Source organism: Cupriavidus taiwanensis LMG 19424 (genome assembly GCF_000069785.1).
In the GTDB taxonomy this organism is placed as follows: Bacteria; Pseudomonadota; Gammaproteobacteria; order Burkholderiales; family Burkholderiaceae; genus Cupriavidus; species Cupriavidus taiwanensis.
Map to the genome: position 1 here is coordinate 1,563,545 of NC_010528.1, position 16,316 is coordinate 1,579,860.

13 protein-coding genes are annotated in these 16,316 nt (G+C 71.1%); 6 read left to right on the forward strand and 7 right to left on the reverse strand.

What is annotated here, in order from left to right; translation table 11 throughout:
• The first annotated feature begins 98 nt into the window (after nt 1-98).
• Together RALTA_RS07230 and RALTA_RS07235 are read left to right on the forward strand one after the other, a co-directional pair.
• On the forward strand, nt 99-3,425 hold the full coding sequence (locus tag RALTA_RS07230; RefSeq protein ID WP_012352780.1) for a DNA translocase FtsK: 3,327 nt from the start codon (nt 99-101) through the stop codon (nt 3,423-3,425).
• Nucleotides 3,426-3,457: 32 nt separating this feature from the next.
• Nucleotides 3,458-3,790 carry a cupin domain-containing protein gene (locus RALTA_RS07235; protein ID WP_012352781.1) on the forward strand — a complete coding sequence of 111 codons (333 nt, stop codon included), beginning with the start codon at nt 3,458-3,460 and terminating at the stop codon, nt 3,788-3,790.
• A gap of 2 nt (nt 3,791-3,792) precedes the next feature.
• Here the strand turns inward: RALTA_RS07235 and RALTA_RS07240 are convergent, their stop codons facing one another.
• Genes RALTA_RS07240 through RALTA_RS07255 form a run of 4 tightly spaced genes read right to left on the reverse strand, consistent with a single transcriptional unit; the run spans nt 3,793 to nt 7,471 of the window.
• Entirely contained in the window at nt 3,793-4,389 is a 597-nt protein-coding gene (locus RALTA_RS07240; RefSeq protein WP_012352782.1) for a peroxidase-related enzyme, read from the reverse strand.
• Complete coding sequence (locus RALTA_RS07245) at nt 4,386-4,931, reverse strand: CMD domain protein (RefSeq protein ID WP_012352783.1); 546 nt, start codon at nt 4,929-4,931, stop codon at nt 4,386-4,388. The genes RALTA_RS07240 and RALTA_RS07245 overlap by 4 nt, the downstream gene beginning before the upstream one ends.
• A gap of 34 nt (nt 4,932-4,965) precedes the next feature.
• Entirely contained in the window at nt 4,966-6,441 is a 1,476-nt protein-coding gene (locus RALTA_RS07250) for an FAD-dependent oxidoreductase (protein WP_012352784.1), read from the reverse strand.
• On the reverse strand, nt 6,434-7,471 hold the full coding sequence (locus tag RALTA_RS07255) for a LysR family transcriptional regulator (RefSeq protein ID WP_012352785.1): 1,038 nt from the start codon (nt 7,469-7,471) through the stop codon (nt 6,434-6,436). Before RALTA_RS07255 ends, RALTA_RS07250 begins: the two co-directional genes overlap by 8 nt.
• A gap of 234 nt (nt 7,472-7,705) precedes the next feature.
• On the opposite strand from RALTA_RS07255, the gene RALTA_RS07260 reads away from it, so the two are divergent.
• A complete protein-coding gene (locus RALTA_RS07260; protein ID WP_050976442.1) occupies nt 7,706-9,196 on the forward strand; it encodes a glycine betaine ABC transporter substrate-binding protein in 1,491 nt (496 codons plus the stop codon).
• On the opposite strand, the gene RALTA_RS07265 is transcribed toward RALTA_RS07260, so the two are convergent.
• Nucleotides 9,193-10,611 carry an aminotransferase-like domain-containing protein gene (locus tag RALTA_RS07265; RefSeq protein ID WP_012352787.1) on the reverse strand — a complete coding sequence of 473 codons (1,419 nt, stop codon included), beginning with the start codon at nt 10,609-10,611 and terminating at the stop codon, nt 9,193-9,195. The two genes, RALTA_RS07260 and RALTA_RS07265, sit on opposite strands and share 4 nt — an antisense overlap.
• A 156-nt stretch (nt 10,612-10,767) precedes the next feature.
• On the opposite strand from RALTA_RS07265, the gene RALTA_RS07270 reads away from it, so the two are divergent.
• The 3 genes from RALTA_RS07270 to RALTA_RS07280 are packed head-to-tail and all read left to right on the forward strand — an operon-like array spanning nt 10,768 to nt 14,150.
• Entirely contained in the window at nt 10,768-10,953 is a 186-nt protein-coding gene (locus tag RALTA_RS07270; protein WP_012352788.1) for a DUF2970 domain-containing protein, read from the forward strand.
• A gap of 13 nt (nt 10,954-10,966) precedes the next feature.
• Nucleotides 10,967-12,292, forward strand: a complete 1,326-nt coding sequence (locus RALTA_RS07275) for a cytochrome c (RefSeq protein WP_012352789.1) — start codon at nt 10,967-10,969, stop codon at nt 12,290-12,292.
• A 7-nt stretch (nt 12,293-12,299) separates the two neighbouring features.
• A complete protein-coding gene (locus tag RALTA_RS07280; RefSeq protein ID WP_012352790.1) occupies nt 12,300-14,150 on the forward strand; it encodes an NAD(P)/FAD-dependent oxidoreductase in 1,851 nt (616 codons plus the stop codon).
• Between the two features lie 7 nt (nt 14,151-14,157).
• Here the strand turns inward: RALTA_RS07280 and RALTA_RS07285 are convergent, their stop codons facing one another.
• On the reverse strand, nt 14,158-15,153 hold the full coding sequence (locus RALTA_RS07285; RefSeq protein ID WP_012352791.1) for an acyltransferase: 996 nt from the start codon (nt 15,151-15,153) through the stop codon (nt 14,158-14,160).
• A gap of 140 nt (nt 15,154-15,293) precedes the next feature.
• Nucleotides 15,294-16,250: a SphA family protein gene (locus RALTA_RS07290; protein WP_012352792.1), complete on the reverse strand. Its 957-nt coding sequence runs from the start codon at nt 16,248-16,250 to the stop codon at nt 15,294-15,296.
• Between the last annotated feature and the right edge of the window lie 66 nt (nt 16,251-16,316).

Consider the following 16,316-nt stretch of genomic DNA (forward strand, 5'->3'; position numbering starts at 1 on the left):
GCGCGCCGCGTTACGAATATTTGCGCTTTCCGATTCAATCGCCGACTGCCATAACCGCTACAATCGCTGCCCGGTGTTTTGAAGATGGCATGTCGATAATGGGTTTGGGCTGGTTCGGATTTTCGACTTTCTGGATAGTACCGCTGCTGTGGCGGCTGGTGACGCGCTGGCTGGCCGGCGAGCGGCGCCTGGCCGGGCCCGGCTCGCTGCGCGTGTGGCTGGGCACGCTGGCCGTGCTGTGCGCGAGCGCCAGCCTGGAGGCACTGACCAGCGGCGCGGATCCGGAATCGACCGCCGGCGGCGGTGTCGGCCGCGCGCTGGCCGGCAGCTTCGGCAACCTGTTCGGCTGGACCGGTGCCTTGCTGCTGATGCTGGGCGTGCTGGCGCTGGCCGCGCCGATGGTGTTCGGCGAGACCTGGCGCAGCCTGTTTGCGCGCAAGCCGCGCCGTGCGGCTGCGGCCGCCGCGGCCCCGGAAGAGCCGCCGGTGTCGTTTGCGGCCACGCAGCCGCTGCGCGAGGCCGAGCGCCGTGACGCGGCGGCCTCCGGCACTGCCGGCTGGACCGCGCCCGCAACGCGCCATCGCAGTTTTGAAGCCGTGTCCGCGCGCCGCCAGCCTGCCTGGCAGCCGCCGCGCCGCACCCGTGAATCGCCGCCGCAGCCTGGCGAGATCTGGCTGCATCATGCCGACGCGCCGGGCGCCACCAAGCCGGTGCGTGCCCCGCAGCCAGCGCCGGCAGCCGCCGCGCCGGCACCGCGCCCGGCTCAGCCGGCAGCGCGCAAGCCTGCCGCTGCAGCCACGCCCGCGCCGGCCGCGGCCCCGCAGCCGGCACAGCCGCTGCGCGGCACCGTGGTCAGCAGCCCGTTCCGCCAGCCGCAGCCGCTGGTCCGTTCGGCGATCACGACGCTGCCGGAAGCGGCCGCGAAGCCCGCCGCCGCGGCGGCAGTGCCGACCGCAGCTGTCGCGGCCACTGCGGCCACTGCCGCCACTGCCGCCGCTCCGGACGAGACCGCGGTCGCCACACAGGCGGCCGCCAGTGTCGAACAGGATGCCGCCGTTCCAGCGCCGGCCATCGCCGCACCCGAGGCAGAGCCCATGCCGGCACCGGAAATCGTGATGTCGGCGCCGGCGACGCCTTCCGTTCCGGTCGACGACGCTGTTGCCGCCGTCCCGGCCGAACCCCTCGCGCTGGATGGCGATGCCCCATCGCTGGCCGCGCTCCGGCAGGAAGCGCTCGACCTGCTCGCCGAGTTGCAGGCCCTGGCGGGCAAGCCCGCCACAGTGCAGTTGGCCGACCCGGCATCGGACGCCTTGCCGGTGGCCATGCCCGAAGCGGCCGCGGATCCGGCCATCGACGTGAACGCTGCAGAGCCCGACCCGGTTGCGACACCGCCGCTGGCTGACGTCGCGGCGGAAGCCCCCAGCGAAGCGGAAGCCGAAACGCTGTTGGCCGACGTGCCGGAAAGCATGGGCGAGACCGCTCAGGAACGCGAAGCCAGCGCGGCGGATCACGACGCCGAGGCCGACGCCGTTGCCCACGCTGTGGCAAGTTCCGCGATGGAGGAGGGCAATGAGCCCCAGCCCGACGCCGTGGCGCTGCTCCCGGCCGAAGACGCCGGCACGGAAAGCGCCGTGATGGATGGCAACGATCTGGTCGGCGAAGCCGTCGAACCGGACGACTTGCCAGCCGTCGACTTGGCGGATGTCGTCGACGCAACCGAGGCAGTGGCAGCAGCCGAGCCCGTCGAATCTGCCGCAGCCACTGAAACCCTGGCACCTGTCGAAGCCACGGCAGCCAGCCAGCCGCCGTCGCCGCCGGCCAAGCCCCGCATCGTGCTGCCCGCCGTGGTCGGGCGCACCGTGCCGCTGGCGGCCGCGATGCCGCCTGCCGCCGCCCCGGCGCCCGCACCGGTGGCGCCGCCGCAGCCGCGTCCCGCGGTCGACTACCGCCTGCCGCCGGCCGATCTGCTGGAGAGCGAAGTCGACAGCGCCGAGCAGGTTTCGGAAGAGCGCCTGCGTGAAACCGGCGACCTGATCGCCCAGCGGCTGGCCGAATTCAAGGTCCCGGTCGCCGTGGTCGGCGCCGGCGCCGGTCCAGTCATCACCCGCTTCGAGGTCGAGCCCGCCATGGGCGTGCGCGGCGCGCAGGTGGTCGGGCTGATGAAGGACCTGGCGCGCGCGCTGGGCGTGACCTCGATCCGCGTGGTCGAGACCATCCCGGGCAAGACCTGCATGGGGCTGGAGCTGCCGAACGCGCGGCGGCAGATGATCCGGCTGTCCGAGATCGTCAATGCCGCCTCGTTCCAGGCGCATCATTCGCGGCTGGTGCTGGCGATGGGCAAGGACATCACCGGCAATCCGGTAGTGACCGACCTGGCGCGCGCGCCGCACCTGCTGGTGGCCGGCACCACCGGCTCGGGCAAGTCGGTGGCGGTCAACGCGATGATCCTGTCGATGCTGTACAAGGCCACGCCGGAAGACGTGCGCCTGATCATGATCGACCCCAAGATGCTGGAGCTGTCGGTCTACGAGGGCATCCCGCACCTGCTGGCGCCGGTGGTCACCGACATGAAGCAGGCCGCCCACGCGCTCAACTGGTGCGTCGGTGAAATGGAAAAGCGCTACAAGCTGATGTCGGCGCTGGGCGTGCGCAACCTGGCCGGCTACAACCAGAAGATCCGCGCCGCCGAGGCCGCGGGACAGAAGGTGCCCAACCCGTTCTCGCTGACGCCGGACGCACCCGAGCCGCTGTCGCGCCTGCCGATGATCGTGGTGGTCATCGACGAGCTGGCCGACCTGATGATGGTCGCGGGCAAGAAGATCGAGGAACTGATCGCGCGCCTGGCACAGAAGGCGCGTGCCGCCGGCATCCACCTGATCCTGGCCACGCAGCGGCCGTCGGTGGATGTGATCACGGGCCTGATCAAGGCCAATATCCCGACGCGCGTGGCGTTCCAGGTTTCGTCCAAGATCGATTCGCGCACCATCCTCGACCAGATGGGCGCCGAAAGCCTGCTCGGCCAGGGCGACATGCTGTTCCTGCCGCCGGGCACCGGCTATCCGCAGCGCGTGCATGGCGCCTTTGTCGCCGACGACGAAGTGCACCGCGTGGTCGAGCACTGGAAGCAGTTCGGCGAGCCGGACTACGATGAGGCCATCCTCGCCGGCGACCCGGCCGAGGCCGGCGGCGCCGACCTGTTCGGCGACGGCGGCGGCGGCGACGGCGAGGCCGACCCGCTTTACGACGAGGCCGCCAGCTTCGTGCTGACCAGCCGCCGCGCCTCGATCTCGGCGGTGCAGCGGCAGCTGCGCATCGGCTACAACCGCGCGGCGCGGCTGATCGAGCAGATGGAGGTCGCGGGGCTGGTTTCGCCGATGGGCCGCAACGGCGCGCGCGACGTGCTGGCGCCCGGGCCGGGCGACTGAGCGGGCCGCCGCCACGGCCCGAAGGAGGCAGCATGCAGCCTGAACACGGAAACCTGCTCGCCGGCGTCCCGGCAGGCGCGGCGCAGGAAATCTTTGAGCCGCTGCTGCAGCGCCCGGGCCTGCGCATCGAGCGCATCGTCTCCAACGGCCAGGCCAGCCCGGAGGGCTTCTGGTACGACAGCGCGGAGGCGGAGTGGGTGCTGCTGCTCAGCGGTAGTGCCGCGCTCGAGATCGAAGGGCAGCCCGGCGAGCATCGCATGGCGCCGGGCGACTGGCTGCACCTGCCGGCGCATTGCCGGCACCGCGTCGCGTGGACCGGTGCCGGCCAGCCTACCGTCTGGCTGGCCGTGCATCACGCCGTCTGAAGTTATGCGCCGGTTTGCTCGGGAAACACCGGCTCGCCAAGATTCAGCATCAGCCGGTTCGCCCACGCGAAGATCGCGATGGAATGGATCAGGTCCAGGATCTCCGCATCGGTCACGCCGGCCTCGCGCAGCGGTCTGAGCTGTTCGGCGGTGACTTCGGCCGGCCGCTCGGTCAGTTCCGCCGAGAACTTCGCGATGGCGCGTTCGCGCTCGGTGGTGCCGGCGGTGTAGGGGTCGTCGAAGACCTGGCGGATCACATCGTTGCGCTTGGCCAGCTGCTCGAAGCGCTGCGCATGGACCGAGGCGCAGTAGACGCAACCGTTGATGCGCGACACCACCGTGGTCGACAGCTCGCGTTCGGCGCGCGGCATGCCGCCGGGCGCGTACATGATGGCGTTGAAGGCAGTGGAGCGCTGGCGCAGGATCTCGGGCTGATGGACCAGGAAGCGGTAGTAGTCCTGCACCTTGGCCTTGGGGTGGCTTTCTTCCAGCACGGCGATCTGCTCCGGCGTGGCCTGGTCGAGGTCGACCACGTCGAGCCATGCCTTCCAGTCGAGCACTTCGTTGGTGAAGCCGTGGGATTGGATGATTTCGCTCATGCCTTGGCTCCGGCGGGGTTGTCGTTCAGGGCTTGCAGGGCTTTCAGCGCGTCCAGGCCGGCCACCAGCCGCACCTGGTACGACAGGAACGCGACCAGCTGCGCCAGCGTGACCACGGCCGGCGTGCCCAGGCCGGCGGCGGGCAGTGCCAGCAGCGCGGCGCGGTCGCCCTCGACCGGCTTTTCGATCAGCTTGCGAGTGAATTCAAGCATGGCGCGCAGGCGCGGCTCGGCGATGTCCGCGGGCGCGCCTTCGGCTACGGCGCGCACCTGGCTGGCATCGGCGCCGAGCTGCTCGAGCCGGCTCCGATAGTGGGCGGCCAGTGCCGGCGACGGCGTCAGGCGGGCGGCATACAGCGCCACCAGAAGCCGTTCCGCCAGCGACACGCCGGGCAGTTCGGGGTCGAACAGGGCATCGTAGCTGCCCTGGGTGGCGGCCACGACCTTGTCGCGCTGGTGCCGCAGGGCGTGGGTGGCGCTGCCCGGCGCGAGGCCGGCAAGCTGGTCGATCAGGTCGACCGGGGAAGTCGGGGGCTGGGTCATCGGACGCTCTTGCGTGGTGGAGTCGTATTGGGGGTCAGGCCTTGGCGGTGCGCAGCGCCGGCGGCGGCGCCGGCACCCATTCGTCGCCGAAGACTTCGGGCTCGGCATAAGCCTGCAGCGCGGCGTAGTGCAGCTCGATGTCTTCCTGGTACAGCCGCGCGGCAATGCCCTGGCCAAGCCGGCGCGCGCCGTCGCTGATCGCCGGGATGTCGCCGGAGACGGTGCCGTGCGACAGCGCCGCCGGATAGCAGAAGCAGTGGATGCGGGTCAGGCCGGGGCAGGCGCCGGGTGTCTTCTCCTGGAATTCGAACGCTTCGCCGAGATCGGGCGAATCGGACAGCTCGCGGTCTTCCTGGCCCGCGGGCGGCGCATGGCGGTCGCGCCAGAAGCGGATATGCGGGGCGAACGCGGCAAATTCCGGCCGCGTTTCCAGCGCGATGCGGAAACCCGTGGAGAAGATCAGGAAGTCCAGTTCGAACTCGCCCAGCGGGGTTCGCACCCGCAGCCCGTCTCCCCGCGCCTCGATCGATTCCAGCGCGGCGCCCAGGTTGAAGTACGCGTTGGCATGCCGCGACACGCGCAGCGTGCTGCCGCGTGGCGGCGGCACCTGCTGGCTGTTGATGTAATGGCGCAGGCGCCATTTCCACGCGTCGGGCAGGCCGTAGTGGCCGAAGGTCAGGCCGGGGTTGCCGGCGCCCTTGCTCTTGTTGACGCGCGGAATGTCGGCGCGGCGGATCAGCATCTCGACGCTGTGGGCGCCGGCTTCGAGCGCGGTCGCGGCGCTGTCCATGGCCGAGGCGCCGGCCCCGACCACGCCCACGCGCTTGCCGCGCAGCGCGGCGTAGTCCATTTCATCCGACGAATGCGCCCACAGGTGGCGCGGCAGCGCGGCCGCCACCGGCGGGACAAAGGCACCGCCGAGGCCGTCGCGGCCGGTGGCCAGCACCACGCGGCGCGCCAGCACCGTGTGCGGGCCGGCGGGAGTCTGCATCGACAGCGCCACCAGCCCGTCGGCACGCGGCACGATCCGCTCGACCTGGTGTTCGTTGCGGATATCCAGCGCCAGCACCTGGCGGTACCAGCGCAGGTAGTCCATCCATTGCAGCCGCGGAATCTTGTCCAGCGCCTGCCAGGCGGCCTCGCCGAACTGCGCCTCGAACCAGGCGCGGAAGGTCAGCGCCGGCAGGCCCAGCGCGGGCCCGGTCAGCTGCTTGGGCGAGCGCAGCGTTTCCATGCGCGCGGTGGTGGCCCAGGGGCCTTCATAGCCTGCCGGGGCGCGGTCGAAGGCGCGCACGCGCACGCCCAGGTGGGTCAGCGTGGCGCTTGCCGCCAGGCCGGCCATGCCGCCGCCGATCACGGCGACGTCGAGCACCTCCTGCCCGTCGACGCTGCGCGGCATGGTCCAGGCCTTGGCGGGCAGCTCCAGCCAGGCCAGGTCCTGGCGCAGCCGGGCTTCGAGGGCGGCGAGTCCCGCAGGCGGGGGCGCGGTTGCAACGGTGGCGTCAGTCATGGCTAGTCAGTCCGGAATCGTCGGTCGGGTGGTCCGCGGCATCGCCGGCGTCGACAGCATCGACAGCGTTGCCTGCGTCGCCATAGAGCGATTGCAGCAGCGCGCCGTGCTCGGCCGGCTCGCGCCGCACCAGGTCGGGCAGCAGGCCGGCAGCCGCGTCGGCCACCGCCTGCACCAGCCCCAGCACAGCCGTGCTGGCCGGGCGCGCCTGTGGCGTCATCACCCCGAAAAAAAACGGGATATCGGCGTCGATGGGACGCACGGCAATATCGGTCAGGGGCAGCCCGCGCGCGGTCACAGGCTCCAGCAGGGCGATGCCCAGCCCGGCGCGCACCAGGGTCAGGGCGCTGATCGAGGTATTGGTGTCGATCACCCCCGCCGCCGGCACGCCGGCGCCGGCCAGCGCCCGGTCGACGCGGCGGCGCAGCCGGTAGGGGTTGTGCATGGTGATGAGGCGGCGGCCGCGGCAGTCGTGCAGGGAGAGCGCCGGCTGTGCCGCCAGCGGGTCGTCGGCACGCAGCGCCGCCACGCAGGCGGACTGGCCGATCCAGTGCACGGTCACGCCCCGGTGCTCCAGCGGCAGGCTGTTCAGGCCGATGTCGGCGGCGCCGGTCAGCACCGCGTGCACCACCTGCTCCGGCGACTGGCTCTGCACCGCCACGCGCTCCGGCGCGCACAGCCCGCGGGCGAACGCCAGCGCCAGTGCCGGCGGCAGCAGGCCCGCTGCCAGCGCCGGCGTGGCGGCAATGCGCAGCGGCCGGCCATCGCCGCGCGCCAGCGCCGCGGCGCGCGTGCGGATCCGTTGCATGCCCGCCAGCGTCTGCTCGACCTCGTCGTAAAGCAGGAAGCCTTGCTCGGTCGGGCTGACCCGCGGCCCGCTGCGGGTGAACAGGGCGAAGCCGAGCTCGGCCTCGAGTTCCTGGATCAGCCGCGTGATGGCCGGCTGCGAGCGGCCGAGCAGCCGCCCGGCGGCGGTGACGCTGCCGGTGGTGACGACTGCGGCGAAGGCTTCCAGTTGCCGGACTTCCATGGAGCGCAGGGTGATCGCAAGTGCGCGGACGGGTTGTATGTCTAAACTGGATTCTGATGCCTTCAGCATGCAATTTGCAAATACTATTTCGGGATAAGTTCATGAGCGGCCTATGATGTAGCGATGCCGGGCGCACACCGGCGCCACATCGGGACGGACGTGTTGGCCGGGATTCGTGGAAGTCAGGCAGGCGGGAGGGCGCGGCCCGGGCTGCGGCATGGGCTGGGCCTCGCCATGGCATGGGTGCTGGCGGCCGCACTTGGCGCGAGCCTGCCGGCCCGCGCGGCGGACCCGCTGCGCGTCGGTTCCAAGCGCTTTACCGAGTCCTACATCCTTGGCGAGCTGCTGAGCCAGGCCGCGGGACCGCCCGGCACCGCGCAGCACCAGCCCGGCCTGGGCAATACGGCGATCGTGTTCGCGGCGCTGAAGGCCGGCAGCATCGATCTCTACCCGGACTACACCGGCACGCTGGCCGCCGAGATCCTCAGGCTGCCGCCCGGGGCCGGGCTGGACGAGATCCGGCGGGCGCTGGCGCCGATGGGGCTGGGGGCGTCGATTGCGCTCGGCTTCGAGAACACCTATGCGCTGGCCGTGTCCGACGCCCGCGCAGGGTCGTTGCGGCGGTTGAGCGATCTGGCGGCACAGCCGCGGCTGCGGCTCGGGCTGTCGCATGAGTTCCTCGGCCGCGCCGATGGCTGGCCCGGGCTGTCCAGCCGCTATGGCCTGCCGCAGCGCCCGCTCGGGCTGGATCACGGCGTTGCCTACGAGGCGCTGGCGGCCGGGCAGGTCGACGCCATCGACATCTATTCCACCGACGCCAAGATCCGCAAATACCGGCTGCGCGTGCTGGAAGACGACCGGCATTACTTTCCGCGCTATGACGCCGTGGTGGTCTACCGGCTCGACGTGCCGCAGCGCTTCCCGCAGGCCTGGCAGGCATTGCAGCGCCTGGCCGGCCGCGTCAGCGCCGGCGACATGATCGCCATGAATGCGGCGGCGGAGATCGATGGCCAGCCGTTCGCCGCGATCGCGCGCGCCTTTCTGGACGGAACCGGCGCGCGACGGTCAGCGCCCGCGCCTGCCGGTGCGCGCAACCGGCTGCTGGCCGCGCTGCTCGGACCCGATACGCCGCGGCTGGCGCGGCGTCACGTCGGGCTGGTGGCGGGCGCGGTCGGCGCCGCGACGCTGGTGGGCGTGCCGCTGGGAATGCTGGCGGCGCGGCGGCGCCGCACCGGCCAGCTGGTGCTGGGCGCGGTCAGCGTGCTGCAGACGGTGCCGTCGCTGGCCCTGCTGGCGATGCTGATCCCGCTGCTGGGGCGCATCGGCGTCTGGCCGGCCATGGTGGCGCTGTTTCTCTATGCGCTGCTGCCGATCGTGCGCAATACCGCCACAGGGCTGGAGCAGGTGCCGCAGGGCATGCGCGACGCGGCGCGGGCGCTGGGCCTGCGCGGCGCGCAGGTGCTGCGCTACGTGGAACTGCCGCTGGCCCTGCCGGTGCTGCTGGCCGGCGTCAAGACCGCGGCCATCATCAGCGTGGGCACCGCCACCATCGCCGCCTTCGTCGGCGCCGGCGGTTTCGGCGAGCGCATCGCCACCGGGCTGGCGCTGAACGACACCACGCTGCTGCTCGCCGGCGCGATCCCGGCGGCGGTGCTGGCGCTGGCGGTGCAGGCCGCGTTCGAGGCGCTGGAGTGGGCCCTGCGCCGCCATCGCGACGCGCGCTAGCCCGCTTGCTGCTGCGCGATCAGGCGACCGAGCGTGGCCACCGCGGTCTCGGCGTCTTCGTTCCACAGATGCCCGTAGTTGAGCCGGATGCAGTTGCGATACCCCTGCCGCGCCGAGAAGATCGGTCCCGGCGCGATGCCGATGCCGGCTTCCAGCGCGGCATGGTGCAAGGCGAGGGCATCGAAGTCCGCGGCAAACTCGACCCACAGGAAATACCCGCCCTCCGGCCGCGACACCCGCACCTCTTCCGGGAAATGCTGGCCGATGGCGTCGATCATCCGCCCCTGCTGCATCTCCAGCACATGGCGCAGCTTGCGCAGGTGCTTGTCGTAGCCGCCGTGCTGCAGGTATTCGGCCAGCGCCACCTGCGTCGGCACGCCGGCCGACAGCGTGGTCATCAGCTTGAGCCGCTGGATTGCCTCGCCAAAGCGCCCCGGCGCGACCCAGCCGATGCGAAAGCCCGGTGCCAGGGTCTTGGAGAACGAGCTGCAATGCATCACCAGCCCGTGGGTATCGAAGGCCTTGGCGGGCAGCGGGCAGCGGTTGCCGAAGTAGAGCTCGCCATAGACGTCGTCCTCGATCAGCGGCACCTGGTGGCGCGCGAGCAGGGCCACCAGCGCCTTCTTCTTGTCCTCCGACATGCTGGCGCCAAGCGGGTTCTGGAACTGCGTCATGAACCAGCACGCCTTGACTGGATGGCGCGACAGCGCGGTATCGAGCGCGCCCAGGTCAATGCCTTCGGCGGGGTCGACCGGGATCTCGACGGCCTTGAGCCGCAGCCGCTCCAGCGCCTGCAGCGAGGCATAGAAGCCGGGCGACTCGATCGCGACCACGTCGCCAGGCTGCGTCACCGCCATCAGGCACAGGTTCAGCGCCTCGAGCGCGCCGTTGGTGACCACCAGGTCTTCGGCCGGCTGCGGCGCGCCCGCGCCCAGGTAGCGCAGCGCGATCTGGCGGCGCAGCGCGGCATTGCCGGGCGGCAGGTCGTTGACCGAGTACCACGGGTCGAGCGCGCGGCCGGCGCGCGCCAGCGACTTGCCCAGCCGCTCCCACGGGAACAGCTCGGGCGACGGGAAGGCCGAGCCGAACTGCACCAGCTCACGGTCGCGCGCGCCTTCGAGCACGGCGAATACCAGCTTGGAGATGTCCACCTGCGTCGACACTTGCCGCGACGGGCGCGCCTGCGGCTGCGGCAGCTCGCGCCGCGCCGGTCCCGCCACGTAGTAGCCGGAGCGCTCGCGCGCCCGCACCAGCCCGCGCTCTTCCAGCCGGTAGTAGGCCTGGAACGCGGTCGACGGGCTGACGCCGTACTGGGCCACGGTCTTGCGGATCGACGGCAGGCGCGTGCCGGGTGGCAGGCTGCCGTTGCGGATATCGGCGGCCAGGGTTTCGGCCAGGGCTTCGTACCTTTTCATGATGGGGGCAGGGCGGCGGCGGTCAGGGGATTATCGCCCGGGCGCCACCAACTGATACGTAATTTTTCCAGTTATCTGATGCTGGTATGGCTGGCAGCGACGGGCCATAATCGGCCTCTCGTCCCGATATCCGTTGCCGTTGTGCGAGGAGATGCCATGAACCCGTTGAGGCTGTTGCGGACCGTGCTGTGGGGCTTCTTCGGCCTGCGCCAGGGCAGCGAGCACCAGCGCGACCTGGACAACCTGCGGCCGGTGCCGCTGATCGTGACCGGCGTGGCTGTCGCCGCCGGACTGGTGGCCTGCCTGGTGCTGGCCGCCAACTGGGCCGTGTCCGCCGCCTGACCAGACTGCCTCCATGCGCGTTCTTTCCCACGGGCCTCGCCTTGCTGTTTCCCGCGCGTTGCGCAAACTGGCCGGCCTGGCGCTGGCGGCGCTGCTGCCCGCGGGCCTGGCCCAGGCCGCCGGCGACATGCAGCAGGTCGAGCGTGGCCGCTACCTGGCACGCATCGCCAACTGCGCGGCCTGCCACACCAGCGAAGGCGGCAAGCCATTCGCCGGCGGGCTCCCGATCCGCACCGCGGTCGGCACGCTCTATTCGACCAATATCACGCCCGATGCCGCCAGCGGCATCGGCGCCTACACGCTGGCCGAGTTCGACCGCGCCGTGCGCCACGGCGTGGCGCGCGACGGCAAGCGCCTGTATCCGGCGATGCCGTACTCCTCGTACGCGCGCCTGCGCAGCGACGACGTGGCGGCCCTGTACGCCTACCTGCGCGCCGAGGTGGCGCCGGTCGCGCAGCGCAATCCCGCGCCGCAGATGCGCTGGCCGTTCGGCATGCGCGGCCTGCTCGCGGTGTGGAATGTCCTGTTTCTCGATGACGATCCGGTGCGCAACGACCCGGCGCGCGACGCGGCCTGGAACCGCGGCGCGTACCTGGTGCAGGCGGTGGCGCACTGCGGCGCCTGCCATACGCCGCGCGGCACGCTGTTCGCCGAGAAGGGCCTGGACGAGCGCAGCCGCCATTTCCTGTCCGGCGCCAGCGTCGAGGGCTGGTCCGCCACCAACCTGACCGGCGACCAGGTCACCGGGCTGGGCGCCTGGTCGCGCGCGGACATCGCCGAGTTCCTGCGCACCGGGCGCAATGCGCACGCGACCTCGTTCGGCCCGATGTCCACGGTTGTTTCCACCGCCACCCAGTACATGAGCCCCGCCGACCTCGACGCGGTCGCTGCCTATCTCAAGTCCCTGCCGGGCGCGCGCGGCGAAGACAAGCCGTTCCGGCCCGATCCCGCCACCGCGCAGCAGCTGCGGCAGGGCCGCTTCGACCTGCCCGGCGCGCGCCAGTACGCGGTCTTCTGCATGCCGTGCCATGGCGCCGATGGCAAAGGTTTCGCCAGGGTATTCCCGCCGCTGGCAGGCAACCCGACCGTGGCCGATCCGGACCCGGCGTCGCTGGTCAACCTGCTGCTGGACGGCGCCGTGACCGCCCGCGTGAGCACCGCGCCGTCTGACTACCACATGCCTGGCTATGGCTGGACCCTGGACGACCAGGAACTGGCCAACGTGCTGACCTTTATCCGCGGCAGCTGGGGCAACCGCGCCGCGCCGGTACCCGAGGCCGACGTGGCCGCGCGGCGCCAGGCACTTGCCGCGCAGCGCCGGGCCAACGCCGAACGATGAGCCGCCGATGACCATCACCCGACGAGACTTTCTCAATGGCACCGCGCTGAGCATCGCCGCGGGACTGGCGCCGGCGCAATGGCTGCACGCCCAGCCTCGCGCGGGCGCGCCGTCTCCCGCTTACCCGCCGGCGCTGACCGGCCTGCGCGGCAACCATCCGGGCACCTACACGCTGGCCCACAGCCTGGCGCGCGAAGGCGCGAAATATCCTGCGGTGCTGGCGCGTGAAGCCTTCGACCTGGTGGTGGTCGGCGGCGGCCTCAGCGGCCTGGCGGCGGCGTGGTTCTACCGCCGCCGCTTCGGCGACAAGCGCCGCATCCTGATCCTGGACAACCACGACGATTTCGGCGGCCACGCCAAGCGCAATGAGTTCACGGTGCGCGGCAAGCGGCTGGTGACCTATGGCGGCAGCGCGGACATGCCGGCAGGCGCTGCCGGCGACGCCGCGGTGCGCGAGCTGCTGGCGGGGCTCGGGCTCGATGCCGCGCATCCGCCCGCCGCCGTGGCCGCGGACCCGTATGCCGCGCTCGGCATGGGCCGGGCCGTGTTTTTCGATGCCGAGCACTTCGGCCGCGACCAGTGGGTCGCGGGCGACCCGTTCGGCGAATGGATCGACGCGCGCAGCGGCGCGCGCATGGGCGGCGCCGACGCGCAGGCGTTGTCGCGCTTCCTCGACAGCGCGCCGTTGCCCGCGTCGGACCGCGCCGCGCTGGCGCGGCTGGCCGCCGGCACCACGGACTACCTGCCGGCGCTGTCCGGCACCGAGCGCACCACCGCGCTGCGCGCGATGCGCTACGCTACGTTCCTGCGCGACAAGGCCGGCATCGGCCTGGCCGGCCAGCGCTTCCTACGCAGCCGCAGCCTCGACGCCTATGCGCTCGATGCCGACGGCATCTCCGTGGCCGACGCCATCGCCATCGGCTTGCCAGCCGGCGCCAACATGCCGGCGCCGGCCGGCAATGCGCGGCTGGGCAAGTCGCCGGGTTCGCGGCTGTGGTTTGCCGATGGCAACGCCTCGCTGGCGCGGCTGCTGGTGCAGAGCCTGATCCCGGACGCGGCGCGCATGGCCACGCCGGCACAGGTGGTGTCGGCCGCGTTCGACTATGGCCGCCTCGACCGCGACGGGCAGCCGGTGCGGCTGCGGCTGAACAGCACCGCGATCGCAGTCGAGCCCGACGGCCCGATCACGCGCGTCACCTATGGCTTCAGCGGCAACCTGCATCGGGTCGAGGCGCGCCACGTGGTGCTGGCCGGCTACAACATGATGATCCCGTACCTGCTGCCGTCGTTGCCGCCGCAGCAGAAGGCGGTGCTCCACAACGAGGCCAAGGCGCCGCTGGTCTACACCAAGGTGGCGCTGGACCACTGGCAGGCGTTTGCCGCGCTGCGCACGCGCCGCATCCATGCGCCGGCCATGACCTACACCGATCTCTGGCTGGAGCCGCCCGCGGGCAGGGAGCCCTCGGACCCGGCCGTGCTGCACATGCTGCATGTACCGACCGTGCCCGACAGCGGCATGCCCGCGCGCGACCGCTTCCGCGCTGGCCGCGCCTTGCTGCTGGGCACGCCGTTCGATGCCATGGAGCGCGACATCCGCACGCAGCTCGACCGCATGCTGGGGCACCAGGGCTTTGCTTCGAAGGAAGTCATCCGCGGCATCACCGTCAACCGCTGGGCGCACGGCTACAGCTACATGCCCGACAGCCTCGCCGGCGAGAACGTGCCAGCCGACGCCGCGTGGCCCGGGCTGGCCGGCGCCGGCAACATCAGCATCGCCAACAGCGACAACGCCGGCAGCCCTTCGCTGACGGCGGCGGTGGCCCAGGGCAAGCGCGCCATCGAGCGGCTGCCCGGCTAGCGGCGGCTCAGCCCTCGCGCGGCGGCGTCAGCGACCCGATCTCCGCATCCTTGGCCTCCCACTGGCGGGCCAGCCAGTGGTGGAATTCAGTGCGGAAGGCCTTGTCGCTGCCGTAGTCGGCTTCGCAGAACGACGGCGGCACCGGCAGCTGGCGCATGCGCACCAGCACCGGGCCCGCGCGCCCGCAGGCCAGGTCCCAGAAGCCCGGCGCACCGTCGGGGTAGACGATGGTGACATCGATCAGCGACCGGAACTTGCTGCCCATCGCGTTCAGCGCCACGGCCAGCCCGCCGGCCTTGGGCTTGAGCAGGTGGCGGTACGGCGAATCCTGCGCCGCGTGCTTGGCCGCGGTAAAGCGCGTGCCTTCGGCAAACACCATCACGCTGGTCGGCACCAGCGAGAACTTGGCGCAGGCGCGCCGGGCGGTTTCCTGGTCCTGCCGCCGCAATGCCGGATTGCGCCGCAGCTCGGCCTTGCCGTGGCGCTTCATGAACGGGAAATCCAGCGCCCACCAGGCCAGGCCGATCACCGGCACGTAAATCAGCTGCTGCTTCAGGAAGAACTTCAGCAGCGGGATGCGCCGGTTCAGCGCCCGCTGCAGCACGAAGATATCGGCCCACGACTGGTGGTTGCAGTTCACCAGGTACCAGTCGGCATAGCGCAGCCCTTCGTTGCCCCGGATGTCCCAGGGCTCGCGCTGGATCCACGCGAACCAGCCGGTGTTGCCGGAAATCCAGGCGGTGGCGATGCCATTGAGCAGCGGGTCGATGCGCCGCCTGACCGCGGTGAACGGCAGCGCCAGCTTCAGCAGCGCCAGCGGAAACAGCAGCGTGCACCAGAACAGCGTGCTGGCGATCAGCAGGGTCCAGCTGAGCAGGCCGGTGACAAAGGCGAAGCGGCCGCGCGGCACCAGCGCCCGGCGGCGCCTTGGCGCGGCGGGGACGGCGGAGGTGGACTTGGGTGCTTCGGCGGCAACGGGCGAAGAGGAGGGCAAAGTCGTCATGGGCGCCAGTTTGCAGGCTGGAAAGGAATTGGAGCTTGCGCTTGATCAAGGCGGACGCTGGCGTGCGGGCATCTCAAATTGATGCGGCTGCTCCGTTCAGGAGCCGTGCGAACGCCCCGTGGCTGCATCGTTCCCTGCCTTCAAAACACCAGCGTCGCCGTGCCCATGAACGTGTTCGTGCTCTTCAGCCGATTCTTGCTTTCCACCGATGGCACCCAACGCAGCCCCAGCGACAGCAGGCTTTTGGCGCCGACCTTGGTGTCGTAGGTCACGATCGGGCCCACCGCCCAGTCGTGCCCGCGGAAGCCGTTCAGGCGGTCCGCCAGCGGGCCGCTGTCGTCGCCGAGCTGCTGCGTGGTGCCGGCGATCAGTCCCACGCCGGCGCCGTTGGCAAAGCGCTTGAGCAGCATGGTGTCGAGCGTGAACAGCGGCGCATTCTGGTAATCGGTGGCGTGGTTGCGGGTGTAGAACTGGAGGCCCGCGACGGCGTCGAACTCGAGCCCGTGTTCGGGAAACAGCCGGGTGTAGGCCACCTGCGGAATGAAGGTCCAGTTGTTCAGGCTGGGATTGGCGAGGGCGTTGGGGTCATACTTGCCGGTCGGCGCCCATACGTTCAGGCTCAGGGCCACGTGTTCGGTCTTCGAAAAATGGTAGCCCGCAATGACCGGCGCAAAGGCGATGTCGAACAGGTTCGAGGCAGTGTCCTGTGTGCTGGCGCCCCGGCCACCGACCGCAAGATTGGCCGTGACCCGGGTCCACACATAAGGCAGCGTAAAGCTGGAGGCAAAGTTCCAGGCGCCGGTGCCGGTGTCCCACACCTTCATCACGGTCGCCAGGGTGAAGGCGATCTTGCCGTCGATGCCGGCCGAGGCCTTGCCCGCGATCGGCACGGTGCGGCTGCCGCCGATCGAGCCGTCGAGGTAGATCTCGCCGACGTTGACGATCAGCGCCGGCTCGGGCGACACCACCCCCGCATTGGGGACCACGCTGGTGCCGGTGACGGGACGCCCGAGCGCGCCTTCGGTGGCATGGGCGCCGGCGCAGGCCAGCAGCAGCGGGGCAGTCACGGCAAGCCGTTGTGCGAGGTTTTTTGGCATGGGCATCAACAGGTAGGACAGACCGGGCAGGGCACGCGGTCGGCGCCCTCGCCGGTTTTTCGACAT

What these genes read in the sequence shown, in the direction of transcription:
- RALTA_RS07230 (WP_012352780.1), top strand. Translation starts at nt 99, where the DNA reads ATGGGTTTGGGCTGGTTCGGATTTTCGACTTTCTGGATAGTACCGCTG.
- RALTA_RS07235 (WP_012352781.1), top strand. Translation starts at nt 3,458, where the DNA reads ATGCAGCCTGAACACGGAAACCTGCTCGCCGGCGTCCCGGCAGGCGCG.
- RALTA_RS07240 (WP_012352782.1), bottom strand. Translation starts at nt 4,389, where the DNA reads ATGAGCGAAATCATCCAATCCCACGGCTTCACCAACGAAGTGCTCGAC.
- RALTA_RS07245 (WP_012352783.1), bottom strand. Translation starts at nt 4,931, where the DNA reads ATGACCCAGCCCCCGACTTCCCCGGTCGACCTGATCGACCAGCTTGCC.
- RALTA_RS07250 (WP_012352784.1), bottom strand. Translation starts at nt 6,441, where the DNA reads ATGACTGACGCCACCGTTGCAACCGCGCCCCCGCCTGCGGGACTCGCC.
- RALTA_RS07255 (WP_012352785.1), bottom strand. Translation starts at nt 7,471, where the DNA reads ATGGAAGTCCGGCAACTGGAAGCCTTCGCCGCAGTCGTCACCACCGGC.
- RALTA_RS07260 (WP_050976442.1), top strand. Translation starts at nt 7,706, where the DNA reads ATGGCATGGGTGCTGGCGGCCGCACTTGGCGCGAGCCTGCCGGCCCGC.
- RALTA_RS07265 (WP_012352787.1), bottom strand. Translation starts at nt 10,611, where the DNA reads ATGAAAAGGTACGAAGCCCTGGCCGAAACCCTGGCCGCCGATATCCGC.
- RALTA_RS07270 (WP_012352788.1), top strand. Translation starts at nt 10,768, where the DNA reads ATGAACCCGTTGAGGCTGTTGCGGACCGTGCTGTGGGGCTTCTTCGGC.
- RALTA_RS07275 (WP_012352789.1), top strand. Translation starts at nt 10,967, where the DNA reads ATGCGCGTTCTTTCCCACGGGCCTCGCCTTGCTGTTTCCCGCGCGTTG.
- RALTA_RS07280 (WP_012352790.1), top strand. Translation starts at nt 12,300, where the DNA reads ATGACCATCACCCGACGAGACTTTCTCAATGGCACCGCGCTGAGCATC.
- RALTA_RS07285 (WP_012352791.1), bottom strand. Translation starts at nt 15,153, where the DNA reads ATGACGACTTTGCCCTCCTCTTCGCCCGTTGCCGCCGAAGCACCCAAG.
- RALTA_RS07290 (WP_012352792.1), bottom strand. Translation starts at nt 16,250, where the DNA reads ATGCCAAAAAACCTCGCACAACGGCTTGCCGTGACTGCCCCGCTGCTG.